General features: G+C 64.3%; 23 protein-coding genes. 17 read left to right on the top strand and 6 right to left on the bottom strand.

All coding sequences use genetic code 11. From position 1 onward, the window contains the following. Nucleotides 1–66: 66 nt before the first annotated feature. Nucleotides 67–537 carry a VOC family protein gene (locus tag KHY18_RS02920; protein WP_213294140.1) on the top strand — a complete coding sequence of 157 codons (471 nt, stop codon included), beginning with the start codon at nt 67–69 and terminating at the stop codon, nt 535–537. A gap of 4 nt (nt 538–541) precedes the next feature. Here KHY18_RS02920 and chrA read toward each other — a convergent pair whose 3' ends face one another. After that, nucleotides 542–1,759: a chromate efflux transporter gene (gene chrA / locus KHY18_RS02915; protein ID WP_213294137.1), complete on the bottom strand. Its 1,218-nt coding sequence runs from the start codon at nt 1,757–1,759 to the stop codon at nt 542–544. A gap of 361 nt (nt 1,760–2,120) precedes the next feature. On the opposite strand from chrA, the gene bioB reads away from it, so the two are divergent. After that, complete coding sequence (gene bioB, locus KHY18_RS02910) at nt 2,121–3,152, top strand: biotin synthase BioB (RefSeq protein ID WP_213294135.1); 1,032 nt, start codon at nt 2,121–2,123, stop codon at nt 3,150–3,152. Between the two features lie 43 nt (nt 3,153–3,195). On the opposite strand, the gene KHY18_RS02905 is transcribed toward bioB, so the two are convergent. The 4 genes from KHY18_RS02905 to KHY18_RS02890 all read right to left on the bottom strand — a co-directional run bounded on the left by KHY18_RS02905 (nt 3,196) and on the right by KHY18_RS02890 (nt 6,594). Further along, the gene (locus KHY18_RS02905) at nt 3,196–3,612 is read right to left on the bottom strand and encodes an organic hydroperoxide resistance protein (RefSeq protein ID WP_213294132.1); all 417 of its coding nucleotides are present in this window, start codon (nt 3,610–3,612) and stop codon (nt 3,196–3,198) included. A gap of 29 nt (nt 3,613–3,641) precedes the next feature. Then, nucleotides 3,642–4,115, bottom strand: coding sequence for a MarR family winged helix-turn-helix transcriptional regulator (locus KHY18_RS02900; protein WP_213294130.1), 474 nt, complete (start codon nt 4,113–4,115; stop codon nt 3,642–3,644). Nucleotides 4,116–4,194: 79 nt separating this feature from the next. Next, on the bottom strand, nt 4,195–5,364 hold the full coding sequence (locus KHY18_RS02895; RefSeq protein ID WP_213294128.1) for an AAA family ATPase: 1,170 nt from the start codon (nt 5,362–5,364) through the stop codon (nt 4,195–4,197). An 84-nt stretch (nt 5,365–5,448) separates the two neighbouring features. Beyond that, the gene (locus KHY18_RS02890) at nt 5,449–6,594 is read right to left on the bottom strand and encodes a tyrosine-type recombinase/integrase (protein ID WP_213294126.1); all 1,146 of its coding nucleotides are present in this window, start codon (nt 6,592–6,594) and stop codon (nt 5,449–5,451) included. Nucleotides 6,595–6,710: 116 nt separating this feature from the next. Here KHY18_RS02890 and KHY18_RS02885 point away from each other — a divergent pair, with 116 nt between their 5' ends. The 4 genes from KHY18_RS02885 to KHY18_RS02870 all read left to right on the top strand — a co-directional run bounded on the left by KHY18_RS02885 (nt 6,711) and on the right by KHY18_RS02870 (nt 10,074). Further along, nucleotides 6,711–7,679 (top strand): DNA-binding protein, encoded by a 969-nt coding sequence (locus tag KHY18_RS02885; RefSeq protein ID WP_213294124.1) that lies wholly within the window; start codon nt 6,711–6,713, stop codon nt 7,677–7,679. Nucleotides 7,680–7,906: 227 nt separating this feature from the next. Continuing rightward, complete coding sequence (locus KHY18_RS02880) at nt 7,907–8,173, top strand: hypothetical protein (RefSeq protein ID WP_213294265.1); 267 nt, start codon at nt 7,907–7,909, stop codon at nt 8,171–8,173. A gap of 146 nt (nt 8,174–8,319) precedes the next feature. Next, on the top strand, nt 8,320–9,444 hold the full coding sequence (locus KHY18_RS02875) for a Fic family protein (RefSeq protein WP_213294122.1): 1,125 nt from the start codon (nt 8,320–8,322) through the stop codon (nt 9,442–9,444). Between the two features lie 54 nt (nt 9,445–9,498). Beyond that, nucleotides 9,499–10,074 (top strand): nucleotidyltransferase family protein, encoded by a 576-nt coding sequence (locus KHY18_RS02870; RefSeq protein ID WP_213294120.1) that lies wholly within the window; start codon nt 9,499–9,501, stop codon nt 10,072–10,074. Nucleotides 10,075–10,081: 7 nt separating this feature from the next. Here KHY18_RS02870 and KHY18_RS02865 read toward each other — a convergent pair whose 3' ends face one another. Beyond that, a complete protein-coding gene (locus KHY18_RS02865) occupies nt 10,082–10,573 on the bottom strand; it encodes a DUF2726 domain-containing protein (RefSeq protein ID WP_213294117.1) in 492 nt (163 codons plus the stop codon). A gap of 379 nt (nt 10,574–10,952) precedes the next feature. On the opposite strand from KHY18_RS02865, the gene KHY18_RS02860 reads away from it, so the two are divergent. The 11 genes from KHY18_RS02860 to KHY18_RS02810 all read left to right on the top strand — a co-directional run bounded on the left by KHY18_RS02860 (nt 10,953) and on the right by KHY18_RS02810 (nt 21,649). Then, on the top strand, nt 10,953–11,144 hold the full coding sequence (locus KHY18_RS02860) for a hypothetical protein (RefSeq protein WP_213294115.1): 192 nt from the start codon (nt 10,953–10,955) through the stop codon (nt 11,142–11,144). Nucleotides 11,145–11,450: 306 nt separating this feature from the next. Beyond that, nucleotides 11,451–11,930 (top strand): sigma-70 family RNA polymerase sigma factor, encoded by a 480-nt coding sequence (locus KHY18_RS02855; protein WP_213294262.1) that lies wholly within the window; start codon nt 11,451–11,453, stop codon nt 11,928–11,930. 2 nt (nt 11,931–11,932) lie between these two features. After that, complete coding sequence (locus KHY18_RS02850; RefSeq protein WP_213294113.1) at nt 11,933–12,886, top strand: FecR domain-containing protein; 954 nt, start codon at nt 11,933–11,935, stop codon at nt 12,884–12,886. A gap of 147 nt (nt 12,887–13,033) precedes the next feature. Beyond that, entirely contained in the window at nt 13,034–15,436 is a 2,403-nt protein-coding gene (locus KHY18_RS02845) for a TonB-dependent receptor (RefSeq protein ID WP_502768171.1), read from the top strand. 6 nt (nt 15,437–15,442) lie between these two features. Continuing rightward, on the top strand, nt 15,443–16,603 hold the full coding sequence (locus KHY18_RS02840) for a PepSY-associated TM helix domain-containing protein (protein WP_213294110.1): 1,161 nt from the start codon (nt 15,443–15,445) through the stop codon (nt 16,601–16,603). 301 nt (nt 16,604–16,904) lie between these two features. Beyond that, nucleotides 16,905–17,252: a DUF3649 domain-containing protein gene (locus KHY18_RS02835; protein ID WP_502768147.1), complete on the top strand. Its 348-nt coding sequence runs from the start codon at nt 16,905–16,907 to the stop codon at nt 17,250–17,252. Next, a complete protein-coding gene (locus KHY18_RS02830) occupies nt 17,249–18,907 on the top strand; it encodes a PepSY-associated TM helix domain-containing protein (RefSeq protein ID WP_213294108.1) in 1,659 nt (552 codons plus the stop codon). Before KHY18_RS02835 ends, KHY18_RS02830 begins: the two co-directional genes overlap by 4 nt. After that, nucleotides 18,904–19,242: a DUF3325 domain-containing protein gene (locus KHY18_RS02825; RefSeq protein ID WP_213294106.1), complete on the top strand. Its 339-nt coding sequence runs from the start codon at nt 18,904–18,906 to the stop codon at nt 19,240–19,242. Before KHY18_RS02830 ends, KHY18_RS02825 begins: the two co-directional genes overlap by 4 nt. 58 nt (nt 19,243–19,300) lie before the next feature. Continuing rightward, entirely contained in the window at nt 19,301–19,735 is a 435-nt protein-coding gene (gloA, locus tag KHY18_RS02820) for a lactoylglutathione lyase (RefSeq protein WP_213294104.1), read from the top strand. 60 nt (nt 19,736–19,795) lie between these two features. Continuing rightward, nucleotides 19,796–20,443, top strand: coding sequence for a pyridoxamine 5'-phosphate oxidase (gene pdxH, locus KHY18_RS02815; protein WP_213294102.1), 648 nt, complete (start codon nt 19,796–19,798; stop codon nt 20,441–20,443). A 120-nt stretch (nt 20,444–20,563) separates the two neighbouring features. Next, entirely contained in the window at nt 20,564–21,649 is a 1,086-nt protein-coding gene (locus KHY18_RS02810) for a tyrosine-type recombinase/integrase (protein ID WP_213294100.1), read from the top strand. Nucleotides 21,650–21,692 lie beyond the last annotated feature (43 nt).

The following is a 21,692-nucleotide window of genomic DNA, read 5'->3' as shown; positions in this document are numbered from 1 at the left end:
GGCATTTCTCCGAAAATGGCGAAGGCGCCCGCACCGGGCACCGTTCAGAACAATACAAGGAGCAACATGACTGCAGCGCAGCGCCCATTCAAGGTCTTGGGCATTCAACAGGTGGCCATAGGCGGTACCGACAAGAACCGCATGAAGAAACTCTGGGTCGACATGCTGGGGCTGGAGCAGACCGGCACCTTCCAGAGCGAGCGCGAGAACGTGGACGAAGACATCCTGTCGATGGGCCGCGGCGCGATGAAAGTCGAAGTCGACATCATGCAGCCGCTCGATCTGGACAAGAAGCCCGCGGTCCACACCACGCCGCTCAACCATATCGGCCTGTGGATCGACAACCTGCCGCTGGCGGTCGAATGGCTCACTGCCCAGGGCGTGCGCTTCGCGCCCGGCGGCATTCGCGCCGGCGCCGCGGGCTACGACATCTGCTTTCTGCACCCCAAGAGCAATGACGAATTTCCCATCGCGGGCGAAGGCGTGCTGATCGAGCTGGTGCAGGCACCCGCGGACGTGATCGCGGCCCTGGGCTGAGCCCTCAGACCAGCAGCAAGGCCGCGAAGGCCGACAACGCCACGACGCGCAGCGGCGACTGGCGGCCCCAGGCCAGCAGGCCGAATGCCGCCAGCGCAATGCCGAAATCCAAACGGGTATGAATGGCGCTGGTCCACAGCGGATCGTAGAGCGCGGCGAGCAACAGGCCCACCACGGCCGCGTTTGCTCCGGCCATGGCGCGCTGCACCTTGCGCCGCTGGCGCAGCGACTCCCAGAAAGGCAATGCACCCGCGACCAGCAGCAGTCCGGGCAGGAACACGGCGGCGAGCAATAACAGCCCGCCCGTCCAGCCGCCCATGGGCGCGGGCATCAAGGCCCCGAGATAGGCCGCAAAAGTGAACAGCGGCCCGGGCACGGCCTGGGCCAGGCCGTAGCCGGCGATGAAAGCGTCGTTCGTGATCCAGCCCGGCGGCACCACGGCGGCCTGCAGCAGCGCCAGCACCACATGGCCGCCGCCGAACACCAGCGCTCCGGCCTGGTAGAACGCGGCGAACTGCGCGCCCAGCGAAGGGCCGGCAGCCACGGCCATGGACAGCAGCAACAGCAGGCCGAACACCAGCAGCAGAACTGCGGCCGTCTTCTTGCCCAAGCCAGGATTGCGCGGCATGGAAGCGGGCAGTGCCGTGGGCCGTATCCACCACCAGCCGACCAAGCCCGCGCCGGCGATGGCAACCACCTGTCCCAGTGCCGAAGGAATCGCCAGCGCGAGCAGCGCGGCCGCAATCGCCAATGCGGCCCGGGGTCGGTCGGGGCAGAGCGAACGTGCCATGCCCCAGACCGCATGCGCGACCACGGCGACCGCGGCCAGCTTCAGTCCATGCACGGCGCCCGATGTCGCCAGCCAGGCCCACTGCTGTATGCCGAAAGCAAACAGGATCAGCGCCAGCGCCGACGGCAGCGTGAAACCCAGCCAGGCGGCCAGTGCGCCCGGCCAGCCCGCACGCCCCAGGCCCAGCGCAAAGCCGACCTGGCTGCTCGCCGGGCCCGGCAGGAACTGGCACAGCGCGACCAGATCGGCATAGCCGCCGTCATCGATCCAGCGCCGCCGCTCGACGAATTCGGCGCGAAAGTAGGCCAGATGCGCGACCGGCCCGCCGAAAGCCGTGAGCCCCAGCTTCAGAAACACGAAAAAGACTTCGACGGCATGGCCTGCCGTGGCGCGGTGTGCGGGTGCTTCGGGCAAGGGTGGCGGGGAAGACATCAGGGACAGACCATGAAAACCGGTGAATGCCCGCGCAAACCGGGGCGCCGTGGCGTGAACTGACAGCATAGCGCGCGCCGATGACACGGGCCGTGGGCAAACGCCGGAATGGTCCTGGCGTTTTTGGCCGCAGTTGGCGTGCGTTGCGCGCAGCATCACAGCGACAGCCAACACAGTCACCAACACACATTCAATTTCACGCATCTCCTCTTAAAAATAGCTGAATTTGCCTGCATTTGCAGGCATCATTTTTAGCCCATTTATTTTGGGGCATGAGGCGCAGCGCAAGGGAATTCGGCTCCCACAATCGCTGCCATGGACTGCCAGCCGTCGCCAGCAGCCTGATCCAGGAGTCATTTCCATGCCTGTTTTGAACCCGTCTGCACCCGCAGCGCACACGCTGAATTTCCACCCACCGGTTTCCACCATGGCCGCTCCGCGGGCTGAAGTGGGCGAATGGAGCGAAGAAGCCGTGCAGCAATTGCTGGACCTGCCTTTTCTCGACCTGCTGCACCGCGCGCAAACCGTTCACCGCGAACACTGGCCCGAAGGCGACATGGAGCTGGCGACGCTGCTGTCGGTCAAGACCGGCGGCTGCCCCGAGAACTGCGGCTATTGCCCCCAGGCCGCGGAGTTCGACACCGGCGTCAGCGCGCAAAAGCTCATGGGCGTCGATGAAGTGCGCGCCGCGGCCCAGGCCGCCAAGGATGCGGGAGCGACGCGCTTTTGCATGGGCGCCGCCTGGCGCGCGCCCAAGGACCGCGATATCGAAAAAATGGCGGTACTGATTGAAACCGTCAAAGGCCTGGGAATGCAGACCTGTGCCACGCTGGGCATGCTGCAAAGCCACCAGGCCACGGCGCTGAAGGAAGCCGGCCTCGACTACTACAACCACAACCTCGACACCGCGCCCGAGTACTACACCGACGTGGTGAGCACGCGCAGCTACCAGGACAGGCTCGATACCTTGAGCGCCGTGCGCTCGGCCGGCATCAGCGTCTGCTGCGGCGGCATCGTGGGCATGGGCGAAGCGCCGGTACACCGCGCCGGGCTGATTGCCCAATTGGCGAACCTCGATCCCTATCCCGAGTCGGTGCCGATCAACAGCCTGGTCGCCGTTCCCGGAACGCCGCTGGCCGACAGCCCGCCCGTGGACCCGCTGGATTTCGTGCGCGTGATCGCGGCCTGCCGCATCACCATGCCCAAGGCCAGGGTGCGCATGTCGGCGGGGCGCCAGCAAATGGGGGAGGCCGTGCAGGCGCTGTGCTTCCTGGCCGGCGCGAACTCGATCTTCTATGGCGACAAGCTGCTGGTGACCGGCAACCCCGAGGTCGACGCCGACAACCAGCTGCTGCAAAAACTGGGCATGCGGGTTCGCCGCAGCCCAGTCTGAGTCGAAACCGCAGGGCAGGCGCGTGCAGCGCCTGCCACCTGCTTTATGCCAAGGTCAGCGTGACGTCGATATTGCCGCGCGTGGCGTTCGAGTAAGGGCAGACCTGATGGGCGGTGTCGACCAGTTCCTGCGCCTGGGCCTTGTCCATGCCGGGCAGCGAGATGGTCAGGCGCACGGCGATGCCGAAAGCCTGGCCCACGGGGCCCAGATCGACTTCGGCGTCGATGGCCAGATCCTGGGGCAGGGTCACTTTCTGACGCGCGGCCACGGCCTTGAGCGCGCCGATGAAGCAGGCCGAATAGCCTGCGCCAAACAGCTGCTCGGGGTTCGTGCCCGTGCCTGCGCCGCCGGGCGAAGACAGGCTGATGTCCAGGCGGCCGTCGTCACTGCTGGAAGCGCCGTCACGGCCACCGGTGGTGTGGGTGCGGGCGGTGTAGAGAACTTTGTCGAGCGATGCCATGGGGTGAACTCCTGAAAAGTGAATACGCTTCAATTGGAAGCGGGAGGGATCAGCGTGACCAGATGGTCGCGCCATTGCTGGAGTTGCAGGCGCAAGGCCTGCAGCTCGGAAAGGGTGCACGGGCTTTGCTGCAGCAGGCACTCGGGAATGCCCGCGAGCTTCTCGCGCAGATCGCGGCCGGCGTCGGTCAGGGCGATGCGCACACGGCGCTCATCGGCGCTGTCGCGCTGGCGTTGCAGCCAGCCCGCGCTTTCCATGCGCTTGAGCAGCGGCGTCAGCGTGCCGGAATCGAGAAACAGCTGCTCGCCCAGTTCGGACACCATGCAGCCATCTTTTTCCCAGAGCGAAAGCATCACCAGGTACTGCGGATAGGTCAGGCCCCAGGGCTTGAGCAGCGGCTTGTAAAGCTTGGTCGTCGCCAACGAAGCGGAGTACAACGCAAAGCACAGCTGGTTGTCGAGCTTGGGGAACTGATCGCTGGAAGGTTGAAGGGCGCTGGGCATGGGTGTATTGTTGCTCACAATTGAATTGTACGCAATCTAATTGGCAAAAGAACCTGCTTTCAGCAGGGTCGTGCCGCGCTCAGTTGGCGGCAGGAGGGCGCACCGCGCCCGGCTGCGCCTTGTGCGCCAGCCAGGCGCGGCGCACGAACGGGTCGGTCACGCAATACATGCCATGGCTCTTGCGCATGATGATGTTGGCATTGCGCAGCTCGTCGGCGACGCGCTGGACCTGGTCGGTCGTGACGTCATGGCCGACCGCGGCGCTGTACGCGCTCACCGATTCGGTGGAGAACAGCCCGCGCACGCCTTCCTCGGCAGCGACCACGCGCTCGAAGACCGCCATGGCCAGCATTCCCAGGTCTTCGATCTTGCGCAGCTCCACATCCGCGGACGCACTCTTGAGCGTCAGCGCGATCACGGGAAAGAACGTGTCGACCTGCTCCGGCACATACTGCTGGACCATGCGCAAGGCGCGCAGCAGTTCTTCGGGCCTGTGGCCCAGCGTATCGAACGCCGCGACCGCGACCGCAAGACTGGGCACTTTCGCGCCTTCCGCCCGAACGGCATCGAGCAGATACTCGACATAGTCGTCGCCCAGCGTGGGGTAGCTCAGCGACGTCGCGCCGGCAAAGGCCTGCTTGCCTTGCAGCGTGAGGCTCGCCACCTGGGCGCGGTGCGAGCCCGTGCCTATGAACAGGAAGTACCCAGGCGTGTCGGGCCGGGGATTGATCGCATCGCGCGCGGCCTTGAGCGCGAGCATCAGCTGCGCGCCCTGTTCGGTGGCCAGCACCTGCTGCACTTCATCGACGATCAGCACTACATGGGTCCTGGCCTTGTCGACGACTTCCATCAGCGCCTGGGCCAGGGGAGGGCCGGCCTTGGTGCCCAGGTCGGCAAGCTCGAAGCCGAACTTTACGCCCAGCGCCTCGACATCGAGCCCCTTGATGCGCGCCAGCCGCGCGAGTACGCTGGAGGCAGGCGTCTGCAGCTCCTGCAGCGCATTGCGAATCGCCGCATGCACCAGCGCGCCGGGCTCGGCATGGGTGTCGGACCACAGGTCCACATAGATGACGACCGCATCATGGGCTTCTAGCGCGGGCATCAGATCCTGCTGCAGGAACGTCGTCTTGCCCGTGCGCCGCGAGCCCGACAGAAACAGGCCCGAGCGCAGGCCCTGGTCCAGGATGCCCGGACGCAGCAGCTGTCTGGCCATCTGTTCGGCCAAGTCTTGACGACGGAAGTAGCTCATTATTGCCAATTATCCAATTTCGATAATTATCATTATTGAATAATTCACGCTAATTGACCAGCGCCGCCGGCGACGGCATCCGGATCACTTCTTGTCTTCCATCATGCGCGCCGCCTGGTTGCCCAGCGCGGATTCGGCGCGGAAGTAGCCCATCACCGTTGCCACGCTCTGGTGGCCGGTCATGGCCATGGTGTCTGACAGGGGAACGTTCTGGCGCCCGGCTTCGGTCACAAAGCCCGAGCGCAGAGAGTGCGCGGAGAAATCGCCTTCGATGCCGGCGAGCGCGCAGCGCTCGCGCACGATATTGCGCACCGCGGGCGGGCTCAAAGGCTCGGCCAGATGCCCGCCCTTGCGTATGCGCCGGAAGATCGCGCCTTCTGCGATGCCGCTGGCCTGCAGCCAGGCCGCGAGCGCCACCGCCGCCGCGCCCAGCACGGGCTTGTGGTTTTCTGGCGCATCGACACCCGCCTGGTTGGTCTTGGAATGGGCCAGCGTATAGAGATAGTCGCCCGAAGGCAGGAGCCGCAGGTACTGCATGTCGGCGCCCGCGACTTCGGAGCGCCGGCGCCCGCCGCTGGCCCAGGCGAACAGCAGCAGCGCGCGGTCGCGCCGCCCGCGCAGGCTGTCGTCGCAGGTGTCGAGCAATTGGGTCAGCAGGTCGCGCGTCAACGCTTCCTTTTTCTGCGGCAGCGCGCCGCGCTTGGCGTAGGCCTTGCGCGTGCGCGACAGCAACTCGCGCACGCGCGGGTCGTGGCAGGGGTTGGCCAGGTCGCGCACCTGATGCGCTTTCGACAGCACCGAGACGCGGTGCACCAGCGTGTTGTGCGCGGGCGCGCCGGGCCGCGTCTTGTAGCCGGCCTCGATCAGCGCCTGGTCCATGGCCGCAGGCAATTCGCAGATCAGGCCTTGCGGCGTGCTGCGCTGCGCATGGTCGACGACGAACTGCAGCACACAGTCGGCCGACAGCGGCAGCACGATCTGCCGGCCGTAGCGCAACGCATGCCAGGCCGCCCAGTAGCGCAGCGCACTCTGGTAACTCATGCGCGTATTGGCCGACTCGCCTTCGCGCAGCAAGGCCTGCATGGCCTGGCGCGCCTGCGCATCGAGCCCCTGGCCAGGCAATGTCGCGGGCAGGGCCGCATGCACCGACCCAACACGCAACGCATCGGACGTTTCGGCACCGGAATTCCCTGAAGAGGGCAGGGCAAGGTCAAAAACAGCAGGATGCATGGAATGATTTGTATTTTTGTATTATTTAATATGTAATACATATCATATAATACATATATAATTGATAGATCGCGATAACAATCTATTATCGATACTAATCCTATCAGGATGCGAAGATGAACCCACCAAAAGTCACGCGCGGCGTGCAGGAAGCCGATGTCTGGGCCGCGGCCGACGCCTTGCTCGCCCAGGGCCTGCGCCCGACGATCGAGCGCGTGCGCCAGCAGATAGGCCGCGGCTCGCCCAATACCGTGAGCCCCATGCTCGAATCCTGGTTCGCCACGCTGGGCCAGCGCCTGGGCGTGGCCCAGTCGGACGTGCAGGACGGCGTTCCCGAAAACGTTCTGCGCCTGGCGCAGGAGCTGTGGAACAGCGCCACGCAGCAAGCCGTTGCCGCGGCGCAAAAGACGCTGGAAGAGCGCGAAAACGCGCTGCAGGCCAGTCGCCTGTCGCACGAAGCCGACCTGGAGCACATGGCGCAGCGGGAAAAAGCGCTGCACCAGCAAAAGCAGGCCATGGACGAAGCCATGAAGCTGGCCCAGGGCCAGGCCCAGGAGCTGTCGCGCCGCCTCGATGAAATGCAGCAGCTGGCCCAGGACCGCGAAGCCCAGCTGGGCAGCCTGCGCGCCGAAATCGCCGCCCAGACCAAGGCGCGCGAACTCGAACGCAAGGAGCACAGCGAAGAGCTGCAGGCCGCGGCCCAGGAGCGCCAGCGCCTGGCAGAACAGTTCGCCGGCAACGAGCGCCGCATGCTGACCGACCTCGACCGCGCGCGCCAGGAAGTCACCAGCGCCAAGAAAACCCAGGCGGAGCAAGAGCGCAAATCGGAAGCCCGGTTGGCCGAATGGCAAAGCCGCCAGCAGCACCTCGAAGAAGAACTGTTGCAGGCGCGCACCCAGCTGCTGGGCGCGCAGCAATCGGCCCAGGCCGCGCAGGAACGCGTGACCGATCTCAAGGCCTTGCTGCTGGCCACGCAATCGGCGAGCGCACCGGCAGCCGCCGCCAAGGCAGCGCCGCGCTCGGGCAGTCCGTCGCTGCAGCGGCGCGGTCTGTCGCAGCGCGCGCGCAATCTGCCGCGCAAGTAAGCCACGCTTAGAGCAGCTAACAGAACCCAGCAAATCGAAGATTTGCGGTTGAGACTAGGCGCGTTGCCGCAGACAGTGCGAGTAGCACGGCAAGGCAACGCAACGACGTCTCAAGGGTTTTGTTAGGTGCTCAAGGCAGGCGAGGGCGTTTCCCGGTCGCGTGTACTGCCTATCGTTGCAAATGCCCTGGCGCCGGTCTAGGCTGGCGGCTTCTCAGGAGCATCGCCATGCGGGCCTTTGTCTTCCCCTTGCTGTATCTGCTCGCCAGCCTGGCCCAGGCCACACCCGGCGGGCTGGACGCCAGCGGCTGCCATCACTCGAAGAAAAAAGACTTCCATTGCCATATGACGCGCGACAAACCCCAGGCCAAGACCCAGGGCCGCGCCGAAACCACGGCCCAGCGCGAAAAGCGCCTGCTGCGCGAATGCCGGGGCCGTCCCAACGCGGGCGCCTGCCTGGGTTATGCGCAGCAGACGGAGGGTCCGACGCGATAGCAAGAAGGCGTTGATGGGCGACGATACGCGCCACAGCGCAGGCACCCAAGGTGCTCGTTGCGTGGACGTTCTGTGGTTTTGCGGAGAATATGCCACCTATTCTCCGCAAAAATGCGGAGAATAGGCGCTCTAATCACCGCAAACCTATGGTCACCGAACCCCGCACCTATATCTGGCAGTTGCCCGAATGGCCACAGTGGCGCTACGACATCGGTGCGCTCGCTGCGCCTCTGACCGAAGTCGCGATGGCGCAAGGAAAACTGTTTGGCGCGTTGTCGCAGTTGGGCCTGGCCGTGCGTGAACGCATGGAAGTCGACGCTTTGACCTCCGACGTTCTCAAGACCAGCGCCATAGAGGGCGAGCATTTTCCACCGCAATCCGTGCGCTCTTCAGTTGCCCGCCGCCTCGGCGTGGATGCCGGCGCAGTAGTGGCGGCCGACCGCAACGCCGAAGGCGTGGTAGACATGGTGCTCGATGCCACGGCCGGCTGCGCCCAGCCCTTGAGCCAGGAGCGACTTTTTGCCTGGCATGCCGCATTGTTCCCCACGGGCTATAGCGGCTTGCAGCGCATACAGCCCGGCGAGTGGCGCAAGGATGAGCAAGGCCCCATGCAAGTCGTGTCGGGGAGAGTCGGCCGTGAGCTGGTGCACTTTGAAGCGCCCGCGGCGGACCAGCTCACGGCGGAGATGGCACGATTTGTCGACTGGGCCAACACCGATACCAGCCACCATCCACTGGTCAAGGCGGGGCTGGCCCACCTGTGGTTCGTGACACTGCACCCCTTCGAGGATGGCAACGGCCGCGTCGCACGCGCAGTGGGAGATCTGTTCCTGGCCCGCGCCGATGCCAGCCCGCAGCGCTACTACAGTCTCGCCGCTCAGATCCAGCGCGAACGCGAAGCCTATTACCAGATTCTGGAACAGACACAGCAGGGCAGCATGAACGTCACGGCCTGGCTGCAGTGGTTTCTGCGCAGCGTACGCCTGGCAGTCGAGCATGCCTTGGCGGGCGTTGGCATCAGCCAGCAGCGCAACGCGTATTGGAGCAAGTTTGCGCATGTGGCGCTCAACGCGCGCCAGCAAAAGGTGCTCAACCGCCTGTTCGAAGACTTCGAAGGCAAGCTGACGGCCAAGAAATGGGCGGCCATCGCCAAGACTTCGGACGACACCGCCTTGCGCGACATCACCGCGCTGGTGGATGCAGGTATGCTCGTCAAGGCAGCCGCGGGCGGACGCAGCTCGGCCTATGAAATTCCCGCAGAATTTCGCTGAGAGGGCTTGCGCTGGCCCACATCGAGCGTGTCAGACCTTTCTACAATGCCCGCGATGCACAGCAGCAACGACAACAATAATCCCGTGGTGGTGGTTCTCGCCGCGGGCCAGGGCCAGCGCTTTCGCGCTTCAGGCGCACAGACCGGCAAACTGCAGGCGCAGCTGCATGGGCGCAGCGTGCTCGAACACACGCTCGCCGCCGTCGCCGCCAGCGGCCTGCGCGCGGTGCTCGTCGAGAACGGACCGCATTGGCACAGCGCCGGCATGGGCCATTCGATCGCGCGCGGCGTGGCGCTGTCGCCCGATGCCAGCGGCTGGTTGATACTGCCCGGCGATCTGCCGGCGGTCGCACCCGGCAGCCTGCGTGCCGTGGCCCAGGCACTGCAGGCGCAGGGCGGGGTGGTTCGGCCGCAGGTCGAGGGCCGATGGGGGCATCCCGTCGGTTTTTCCGCGGCATGGAAGGCGCAGCTGCTGCAGTTGACGGGCGATACCGGTGCCCAGAGCATCGTGCGGGCCGCGCAGGCCCAGCTGCATGTCCTGGCGCTCGATGACTGGGGTATGTTGGCGGATACCGATACGCGCGCGGATCTGGCGGCGGTCGCGGACCGCTGGACGCAGCGCCGGGTTTGAATCGCTTCTATGCCGCCGGCACAGGCTGGCTCTGCGCAGCGGGAATGAAATCACCGCGCACGCGGTCGATATCCGGAATATTCGGATAGCGCAGCACACGGTATCCGGCAGCGACCAACATGGCATCGCGCGCTGCATCCTTGTCGGTTTTCCCCTTGTGGCTGGCGTCGTCCAGCTCGATCACGGCCAGCACCTGGAAAGCCTTGTCGCACACCACGAAATCCGCGGTCTTGCGATCGAACGTGTTGCGCGCGGCATAGGCCCTGGCGGTCAGCAGCGCACTGAAGCTTACCTGGGCCAGCACCACCAACTCGGGAAGCGCATGCGAAAGCCGGTTGTGCATGGCTTGTTCACGCTCCGAAAGCAGTTGCCTGCGTCGGGGTTGCTCTGCGGAGTTTCCTTTTTCATCCGCGCCCGGCGCTGCGCCTTTTTTGGCGATCTTGGTGAAATACACCCATGCCAGAACGGCCAGAACGATGACAAATAGCAATGTTTTCATGATTTCCTCCCTTGTGAGGGCAGTCTCGCATGAAACGGCTATTCGTCACAAATCGTAACTTTCAGCACGGTTATTTCTTGGGCGTTCTTTCGCGCCGGTAGCTTTTGGGTGAGTAGACCGTACTCAGGTGGGAAAAACGCCGTTGCTCGCGTGGCGATCGCAGCAGCGGCGCCGCAGAGACGCGGCCACGCCGATATGCGCGTCTTGTGCCCGCCAAGCGTATCGCGACACCCACGCCGATGAGCAAGCCCAGCAGCATCCACGGGTGACTCGCGGCCCATTGCATTGCAAGTTTTATCGAGTCCATGCGCCGCAAATTAGCACAGTTGTCGAGCGGGCACGAATAGCATCTGGAACTTGCGCGTTAGGATTGCGCGCTATGGCCATTGATACCCGCGACTACTACAGAGACAAAATCCGCAAGAAGACTGGCTACGTCGAGCGCGCCGATTTTCGAGTGAGCGAACATGACGTCTCGCGCCGCAAGCACGCCAACGCATGGCGCGGCAACTGGATCAAGCTGGGAATCTTTCTGGCCTTGCTGATCGCCTGGATCTGGTTCAAGCGATAGGGGTCACGGCAGATCGGGAGTGGCGCGCCATCGGCACGCTGGAGTTCACGCAAACACTCGGGCCCCGAAAGCAGCAATCTGCGTGGTGACGGCGGGGGGCTGGCAGTTCATGGCGATGCTCTGTCGGAATGATACTTAACATAATATACATCGTATCTACCACCATGTTTTCGAGGCACAGTGCCCTGAAAGACGCTCAAATGAGAATGCATATCAGTTGTATAGAATGCTGCAACTTATCGACATTTCGAGAAAAGTCCCGTGACCCCATCGACCGACGACGCCGCCAGTCTTGCGCTGGGCAGCATGTACGTGCAGCACAATCATTGGCTGGTCGCGTGGCTGCAGCGCAAGCTCGGCAATCGCGGCGATGCAGCGGATCTTGCCCAGGACACTTTCACGCGCATCTGGGCCAGCGCAAAGACGGACGCCATCGCGGAAATACGCGAGCCCAGGGCCTATCTGACGACCGTGGCCAAGCGCTTGCTGGTCAATCATCTCGAACGTCGATCGCTGGAACAGGCTTATCTCGCCTCGTTGCATCTGCTGCCGCAAGCTTCGGTGCTGTCCGTCGAAGCACGCGCCATTCTGCTGGAGACATTGCAGGAACTGGACGCGCTGCTCGATGCCTTGCCACCCAAGGTCCGCATGGCATTTCTCATGTCGCAGCTGGAAGGCATGTCTTACGAAGAGATCGCTGCACATATGCAATTGAGCGTGCGCACCGTGACCCGCTACATGGCACAGGGCTTTCGCCAGTGCCTGCGGGTGATGCTCGAGGCCTGAGCATGCGCGTTGCCGATCCACGCATCCTCGACGAAGCCGCGCATTGGCTGGCCCGCCGACATGCGTCGGACTTCAGTGAAGTCGAGCAGGCGGCCTTGGCCCGTTGGCGCGGCCAGAGCAGTCAGCATGAACATGTTTGGCAGCGTGCGCAGCAATTGCAAAGCCAGATGAGCGGTTTGCCCGCGGCAATGGGCATGGCCGTTCTGACGCGCCCTCGCCCTTCGAACTCGCGTCGCCAGCTTTTGCGCGCAGCAGCCTTGGTCGTCACCACTCCTGCGCTGGGATGGTTCACCTACCAGCACCTGCCTTGGCGCAGCTGGACGGCCGACTACCGCACGGCCACGGGCGAGCTGCGCACGTTCACGCTGGCCGATGGCAGCCGGGTGCAACTCAATACGGCCTCGGCCATCAGCGTTCGCATGGACCGTGAGGCACGGCGCATACGCCAGCACGCGGGCGAAATTCTCATAGAAACATCGCACGCACCGGAGTTTGCGCGCCAGCCTTTCATCGTGGAGACCAAGGACGGCCAGATGCAGGCGCTAGGCACACGGTTCGTGGTGCGCAAGCACGAGAACGGCACCACCCTCTCGGTGCTCGAAGGCGCGGTGCGCGTCACCCCGGCATCCGTCCCCACGCCGGTGGTCGTGAACGCAGGAGAGCAGTTGCGTTTCGATGGCAATGGCACCAGTCCGGGCGTCGCGTCCGCGCTCCAGTCGGATGCCTGGACACAGAGCGTGCTCTATGCACAAAACATGCGTCTGCAAGATTTCCTCGCAGAGGTCGGGCGTTATCGGCAAGGCATTCTGCGTTGCGACGCCGACGTGGCGGATCTGCGCGTTTCGGGCACCTACCAACTGCGCGACACCGACAGCATCCTGGCGCTGCTGGAGCAGACCTTGCCGGTGCGTGCGCACCAGCGCACCCGCTACTGGGTCACGCTCGCGCGTCGCTGAAATTTTTTCTCCATCGCTGTCCGGTTTTTTGCTCTCGCCTGTCATGGCTTGTGAAGTCCATCTTTTTGACAGCTACGGGAATCAAACGACATGCACACCAGCCCATTGCGCGCCACGGCCCTGGCCGCCCTCACCCTCACCACGGCGATGCTTCTGCAATCGCCGGCAGCGCAGGCCGCCGGTCCGGCCGCCCACAGCGCGCAAAAGTCCTACCAAGTTGCGGCTGGACCGCTGGGCCCGGCGGTGATGGCCTTTGCCGCGCAGGCGGGTGTCAACCTCAGCGTGGACTTGAAGCAGCTCGGCGGGATGAACGCGCGCGGCTTGTCTGGACAATTCTCCGTGGATGAAGGTTTTGCGTACCTGCTCGAAAACACCGGGTTTGGCGTGCGCCGGGTGAGTCCTGGCAACTACGTCGTGGAAACCCGGTCCGCGCCCGTGCCGGCTTCGAACTCCGCACGGGAGGCATCGGATCTGGCCACGGTCACGGTGACCGCACGCACACAGAACAACCTCGTGGCGCCCTCGCGCCAGGTCAGCATTCTCGAAAGCGATGAAATAGAGCAACTGCGGCAAGGTTCGGACAGCCTGGCCACCATGCTCAGCAAAGTCGTGCCAGGCATGGCGGACTCCAGCCATACCATCACGGACTATGGTCAGACCCTGCGCGGGCGCAACATGCTGATCCTGGTCGACGGCATTCCGTTGAACACCAATCGCGATTCGTCGAGAAACCTCGCCAACATCAACCCAGCGGATGTCGAACAAATCGAGGTGTTGCGCGGCAGCAGCGCCATCTACGGCAGCGGTGCGGCCGGCGGCATCGTCTCCGTGCGCACCAAGCGCCCGTCGGGCGAGACCAAGGCCGAAACCATCGTGACGGGCTCCTCCCCGCTCTACAAGCCCAAAGGCGCGGGAATCGGCGGCGAAGTGCAGCACTATCTGTCTGGCGGCGGCGACGTCGTCGACTACTCGGTGAGCCTGGGTGCAAAGCATGTCGGAGGTTCATTCGATGCGAAGGGCAATCGCATTGCACCGGAACCCAGCCAGGGCGATCTTTTTGACTCCAATGTGTACAACGCATCGGCCAAGATCGGTTTCAAGCTCGATACCAACCAGCGACTGCAGCTTTCGGCGAGCCACTACAACGCCAACCAGGACACCGACTACGCTTCCGATCCTTCGGTGGCGCGCCTGCCTGCGGGCTCGGCGGCGGCAAGACCCATCAAGGGCCTGGTGCTGGCCGATCAGAACCAGATCAAGAACACCATGCTGGGGCTCGACTACGAGAACCGCGACCTCGCTGGCAGCACGCTGGCCGCCCAGCTCTACTACCGCGACTTCCATACGCGCTTTGCACCGTTCGACGCCCGCGCGGTCCCGGTGCGCGGCGCCAATGTCGACCAGTCGATGCAGAACTCCGATGTCTTCGGTGGGCGTCTGACCCTCAAGACGCCGCTGGGCAAGGAGAAGAACACGTTGCTGATCTCGGGCGCCGACTTCAACCATGAGCGCACCGATATGCCCATAGACATTTTCGACCCCAAGGTCTATGACGCCACGGGGGGGCTGGCTTTTCAGAAGGTCGGTCGCCTGATTTACATGCCTCCTGTGACGACGGGCAGCCTTGGCGCCTTTGCCCAGTTGCAGCACAAATTCAACGACCAATGGTCGGTAGAGGGTGGTGCGCGCTATGACCGGGCACAGGCGAGCTTCAACGACTTCACGCCGCTGTCCCAATCGAGAGTGCCCAGCCCCCAGTCGGTGGCCGGTGGTACCGTCAAGTACGACGCCTGGACCTACAACCTTGGCAGCGTTTTCACGCCGACCAAGGGCCAGGAAATCTACGCGTCCTATAGCCAGGGCTTTGAACTGCCCGACATCGGTGTAGTGGTGCGCAACGCGACCCTGGGCTTCAACATCGGCAACTCCAACCTGCAAGCGGTCAAGACCAACACCGTTGAAATCGGCTGGCGCGGAAAGTTCTCCAACGTGATGGCCAACTTCGGCGGCTTCCAGTCACAATCCGATCTCGGCGCGGTGCAGAGCTTCAACAACGGGCTCACGCTGCTGCGTACCAAGGAGAAGATCCATGGCCTGGAAGGTGGCCTGGACTATTACAGCGATGACGACCATTGGAGCACCGGCGGCAGCTTCACCTGGATGAAGGGGCGCGAACTTCCGCAAACGGCCAACGGATACCAGGGCATGACGGGCTTTCGCATTCCTCCGCTGAAGCTCAGCGCGTATGTGGAGTACCGGCCCAATGCCCGCTGGAGTCACCGTATCCAGGCCACGTCCTATGCGGCCAAGGACTACCGTCTGGATGGCAAGACGAGCTTCGGCCGCTATGACACCAGCGGCTACACCACCGTGGATTTGATCAGCCAATGGAAAATCGACCCGAAAAACCGCGTATCGCTGGGAGTGGAAAACCTCTTCAACCGGAGCTACTTCCCGCTCTACAGCCAGTTGCTGCGCAGCAATAACAACACCAGCCGTCTGCCCGCAGCGGGTACGGTGCTCAGGGTCAGCTACGCCCACACCTGGTGATACGCGATGCGCGCCCTGCTGCGCAGGCTGCACCGCTGGTGCGGCCTGGTCATCGCGATTCTTCTTCTGGCGTGCAGCGTCACGGGCAGCATCATCGCCTTCGAGCATGAACTGGACGCGGCGCTGAACCCCGCGCTGTTTCGCACCGGCAACGCACAGCCGGCGCTGCCGCTGGATGCGCTGATTGCGCGCATCCAAACCCAGGACCCACGCCTGCGTGTCACACAGCTGCCGCTGGACACCAGACTGGGTCAAGCCAGCGAAATGCATGTGCAGGCACGGGAGGGCAGCACGGCCGCGCTCGGTTTCGATCGCCTGTTCGTCGACCCGTCTTCCGGCCGGGTGCTCGGGGCGCGCCAATGGGGCGGGTGGCGATGGGATCGCGCCCACTTGCTGCCCTGGATCAACCGCTTCCACCGCACACTGACCCTGCCGGGCAGAATCGGCAATCAGCTGCTGGGCACCATGGCCGTCCTGTGGCTCTTCCTGTCGATCAGCGGCCTGGTGCTGACGCTGCCCGCACGCTGGTCCCAGTTCTGGAGCCGCTGGAAGCCGGCATGGCAAGTGAAGGCCGGGAGCAAAGGCTTTCGGTTTGTGAACGATCTGCACCGCGCCATGGGGCTTTGGGTATTGCCTTTTGCCCTGTGCACGGCCTTCACAGGCATCTACCTCAACCTGGGCAATGAAGTCTTCAAGCCGGTTGCCAGTCTGTTCGGTGCCATTTCGCCCCACCCTATTGCGGGCCTGCCGCATCTGGATTCTCCACGCCCCGCCGCATCGGTGCTCACGCCCGAACAGGCGCTGAGCGCCGCGCGCAGATTGCTGCCCGAGGCAACGCAGGACTATGCGCCCTGGTACATGGGACACCTGGCGCCGCGTGGCGCGTACCGTGTGGCCTTCAAGGAGCACGGCATGCGCGAACAAGCCTTGCGCGTGCGCTACGAGCAGGTCTTCATCGACGACCAGACGGGGGAGCTGCTGGGGCGCTTCGGCTACCTGAGCGGCACCCCGATGGACCGGTTTCTGGTCTGGATGTACCCCTTGCACTCCGGCAAATCCCTGGGCATTTCGGGACGCCTGGCCATCGGTCTGAGCGGACTGTGTGTGGCACTGCTGTGCATCACCGGGCTGCTGCGCTGGCTGAAAAGGCGAAGCATGGGCAACTAGACTTGAGCAACAACGTTTCTCGGCGCGCCGCCGAGAACAAGACCACATGTAAGTTACATTGAATAACTCACATGAAAGCCTGCGCAAGCCGTTTTTTGCGTCCGATGCAGCGCACGACCATGCATACCCATTCGGTAAAGTTCCCCAACTTTACATCCCGTTCAAAAAAACATGACGAGAAAGTAATATATTGAGACTTATTCGCATTCAATACATAACATGAACGTTCCATTTCCACTGGATGCGCGCAGCCCTGCGCGCGTATGTGCCCTTTGCCTCCGGCAGCATGCGCGGGTTTGCAATGAGTGATGTTGCTTCCATTCCAGAGCCGGGCCTGCGGCCCAAGAAGGCTGCAGTCGCCATGGGCCGTTACCGTTGTGCCGTCGCCTCGCGCGCGCTGGCGGCGGCATTCGGCGGCTATGCCCTGTCTTCGGCGATCGCCGCGGGCGTGGGACTGGCGCTGGCCCGCTCCGGCAGCAGTTCGGTCGACGCGGTCCTCTGGGCGACCATGCTCGCTTTCATCGCCCATGCCGTCGCCGCCCTGTGGGCTTTCGGCTGCGCCAATGCGCGGCGCGCGTGGCTGGGCATAGCCATTCCCGCGGCGCTGCTGGGCGCTCTGGCCCATGCACTGCGAGGAGCCGGCGCATGAGGCCCGATGGCAAACCCGAAGGACTGCGACAGTCCATGTCATGGCTGCACACCTGGAGCGGCCTGCTGTTGGGCTGGCTGCTCTATGCGGTGTTCTTCACGGGCACGCTGAGCTATTTTCTCGACGAAATCACCGACTGGATGCGGCCGGAGCTGCACCAATCGGTGCCCGGCCCGCAGACCGCCGCGCTCGCCGTGGCGACGATGCAAAAGCTCGCGCCCGATGCCTCGACCTGGACCATCAATCTGCCCGGCGAACGCCAGACCGCGGTCGAGGCAAGCTGGCGCAAGCCGGGCGCGGCTGCGGGGCGCGCGGGGAACCAGCGCGTGCAACTCGATGCCGGCACGGGCGAAGTGCTGCACCCGCGTGAAACCCGCGGCGGCAGCTTTCTCTACCGCTTCCACTTCGAGCTGTACGCCATGCCCCGCGTCTGGGGCCGCTGGATCGTCGGCATCGCCACAATGTTCATGTTCGTCGCGATCATCAGCGGCGTGATCACGCACAAGAAGATCTTCACCGAGTTCTTCACGTTCCGCCCGCGCAAGGGTCAGCGTTCATGGCTTGACGCGCACAACGCCACGGCGGTGCTGGCCTTGCCATTCCACATCATCATCACCTTCAGCGGCCTGTTGCTGCTGATGTTCATGCTGATGCCCTGGGGTATAGATGCGGTCTACAACGGCGATACGCAGAAGTACTTCGCCGAAAGCCGCGGCTGCCCCGCTGCCGGTGCGGGCGAACGCGAAGGCGGGCCGCGCGGCGGTCGGGCGCAGGCCGCCGAGCCCGCGCAGTTGACGGCCATCACTCCGTTGATGGAAACGGCCCAGGCGCGCTGGCCGGACCGCGGCGTGGGCAGCATCGTGGTGCAGCGCCCCGGCACGCCGGGCGCGACCATCGAGTTGCGCGAACAAGGCGCACGCGCGCTGGTGCGCGGCGGCGGCGAGCGGCTGCTGTTCGACGGCGTCACCGGAGCGCCGCGCACCCCGCCCGAAGCGCGTGCCACCTCGGCCGCACAGGCCGTCTCCGGCGCGGTCATGGGCATCCATCTGGGACGGTTTGCCGACCCGGCAGTGCGCTGGCTGCTGTTTCTTTCGGGCTTGATCGGCACCGTGATGGCGGGTTCGGGCATGGTGCTGTGGGTCGTCAAGCGCCTGCCCGAACGCCGCAAGCTGGGCCGTACGCCGCGCGGTCACCGGCTGGTCGAAGTGCTGAACATCGCCGCCATCGGCGGTCTGTCGGTCGCCACGGCCGCTTATTTCTGGGCCAATCGACTGGTACCCGTGGACATCGCCCAGCGCGCCGACACGGAGATCCGCTGTTTCTTTGCCGTCTGGGGGCTTTGCCTGCTGCATGCGATGCTGCGCCCGCACCGGCGCGCCTGGCTGGAGCAGTTGTGGATCGCGGCCATCGCCTTTGCCGCGCTGCCGCTGCTGAACGCGGCCACGGGCGGCGTGGCCCTTCCTGCCGCCATGCTGCGAGGCCAGTGGGGCATCGCCGGCTTTGATCTGGTGGTGCTCGCGCTGGCAGTACTGCACGGCTTCGCGGCCTGGAAGCTGGGCGCATCGGCGGCCCTTGCCGCACCCCAGCGCAATGCCAGCGGAGCAGGCATGCGCATTCCGCGCCCCGTGGCGCAGTCACCGGAGAAACAAGCATGAGTGCCTGGATTGCCGGGGCCCTGGCCCTGCCCGCCTTCACCGCCCTGAGTCTTGCCATGGAGCGCCACCAGGATCAGGTCTTTGGCCGCACGCTGGCGGCGAAAGCCAGCGTGGCCTGGCGCCTGGCGGGAATCGCCCTGCTCAGCCTGTCGCTGGCCGCCTGCCTGGCTTCGGGCTGGAGCGGCGCGGTCGCTGCCACGGCCTGGTTCGGCGTACTGACCGTCGGCGCGATTGTGACGGGCTGGATACTGGCCTATGTTCCGCGCCACCTGCTGCGCCTGGCGGGCGCGAGCCTGGCAGTGGCGGCGCTGGCCCTCGTTGTCAGGGGCTGGTAGAGCAACGCCAACGCTCAGGTCGGTGCACAGGGCTTTATCTCGCGGCACAATCGAACGCATGAGATTCCTACACACGATGCTGCGCGTTGGCAACCTTCAACGCTCGATTGATTTCTACACCAATGTGCTGGGCATGCAACTGCTGCGCAAGTCTGAAAACAGCGAATACAAGTATTCGCTGGCGTTTCTGGGCTATGACGGCGGCAATCCCGGCCAGGCCGAGATCGAGCTGACCTACAACTGGGGCACGGAAAGCTATGACCTGGGCACGGCCTACGGCCATGTGGCGCTGGGCGTGGCCGATGCCTACGCGGCCTGCGAGAAGATCAAGGCCGCGGGCGGCAATGTGACGCGCGAAGCCGGTCCGGTCAAGGGCGGCAGCACGGTGATCGCATTCGTCACCGACCCGGATGGCTACAAGATTGAGCTCATCCAGGAGAATTCCCGCGCGCATGCCGCGGGATCGAACGCAGACCCTCTGCGCGCCGCCTGAAACGGCACAGCCTTCGCGGCTGTGTCGATCCAGCATGCCGCCATGCTCCACAATGGCGGCATGAGCCAAATTTCCTCTTCCATTGCCGATCTGCGCAAAAGTTACGAGCGCGCGGAACTCAGCGAAGACGCTTCGCACGCCAATCCCATGCAGCAGTTCGACCAATGGCTGCAGGAGGCAGTGAATGCCCAGGTGCCCGAGCCCAATGCGATGACGCTGGCCACCGTGGGCGCCGACCAGCGCCCCAGCACGCGCATCGTGCTGATCAAGGGCTATGACGAGCGCGGCATCGTCTGGTACACCAACTACGACAGCCGCAAGGGCCGTGAACTCGAAGCCAATCCGTTCGCGGCGCTGCAGTTTCACTGGGTCGATCTCGAACGCGTGGTGCGCATCGAAGGCCGGGTGGAGAAAGTCAGCGCCGAGCAAAGCGATGCCTATTTCCAGAGCCGCCCGCTCGACTCGCGCATAGGCGCCTGGGCCAGCCCGCAAAGCCAGGTGATTTCCGGGCGCGGCGTGCTGGTCGCCAACGCGGCGCGCTATGGCGCGCAATTCCTGCTGTCCCCTCCCCGGCCGCCGCACTGGGGCGGTTTCCGTCTCGTGCCCGAACGCTTCGAATTCTGGCAGGGCCGCAAGAGCCGTCTTCACGACCGTCTGCGCTACCGCCTGGACAACGGCGAATGGACCCGGGAACGCCTCGCTCCTTGATGACTTATGGGCATGGAACATGCCCATCCAATTTATGTGGTCCATGCGCTTGCGCATGGCATTTTTTCTTTTTCGTTGAAATCTAGCCATTAACCACTTCATGTAAGTTACATTCAATGAATGAGAAATGAACAGCTCACGCACCCCGCAAGCCAATCCGCGCGACCTGCAGCGCTGCCCGATGCGACGGCGGTCTTCGTGCATTGGCAGCAGGCCGAGCTCGGCCGCGCCGAAGATGAAACGCCCGACGCCGAGTTGCCGGCCAGCGGCTATGCGCTGGTGTGGAATGCCTGGGTTCTTCATCTGCAGAGTCAAGCTCCCACTTCTGCAGAAAAGCCGCGCGCCGGGCACCGCACTGCTGCTTTCAGCAAGGCCTGGCACGAAGCCACGCCTGAAGATGTCGTGCGCTTTCTGCAGATACGCCCTGGCCAGCGCGCCCACCACCAGCCCGGGCGCCAGATCAGCGAAGTCACGCGCCGGCGCTACTGGCGCCTGCTCGATCGCATCTACGCGCATGCATTACTGCAGGAATGGGTAGCGTACAACCCCGTTCAGGCTTTGCATCCCATGGAACGCCCTGCCCCCGAGCAACCCACGGGCCATATGCTGCCGCCTGCACTGTGGCAGGCCCTGCCCCGCCATTTTCCCGGCAGCGATGATCTGCAAGGTGCGCGAGACCACGCGGTATTGCGCCTGCTGTATGACCTCGCGCTTGCGCCCGAGGAAGTGCGGCTGTTGACGCTGGGATCGCTGCGCAATGCGCGCCAGGCCGAGATGGCCGCCAACGACAAGCCGTCTTTCATTCAAATAGAAGGAACGCGCGCCGCGCAGAACCGCTGCCTGGCCCTGCCCCCGGCCACGCAGTCCGCGCTGCGCGCCTGGCTCGCGTTCCGGCGCAAAAGCGGCACGCCCGCGGCCCCGCGCGCGCCGCTGTTCGAGTCGCGCAAGGGCGGGCCGCTGACCATTCGCGCGCTGTTCCACATCGCCTCCAAAACGATTGCGCTGGCCCAGCAGGCCGGCCAGGACCGCGTTCTGCCCCTGGCCCGCATGGGCCCGCAGGTGCTGCGCAACACGGCCATCGTGCACTGGCTGCATGCGGGCGTCGCGCCGTCGGAAGTGGTGCAGCGCATAGGCGTCGAGCAGGTGCGCGCGCTCGCGCATCTGCAGCATTGCGTCGATGCGCTGCAACCCATAAGGCTGTCGTAAGTGCCTTTTTCGTCAAACTGTACAGATATACAGTTAAGCCAAA

The organism is Acidovorax sp. CCYZU-2555 (genome assembly GCF_018413525.1).
Lineage (GTDB): Bacteria > Pseudomonadota > Gammaproteobacteria > Burkholderiales > Burkholderiaceae_C > Comamonas.
This window is presented reverse-complemented; position numbering and strand designations above follow the sequence as displayed.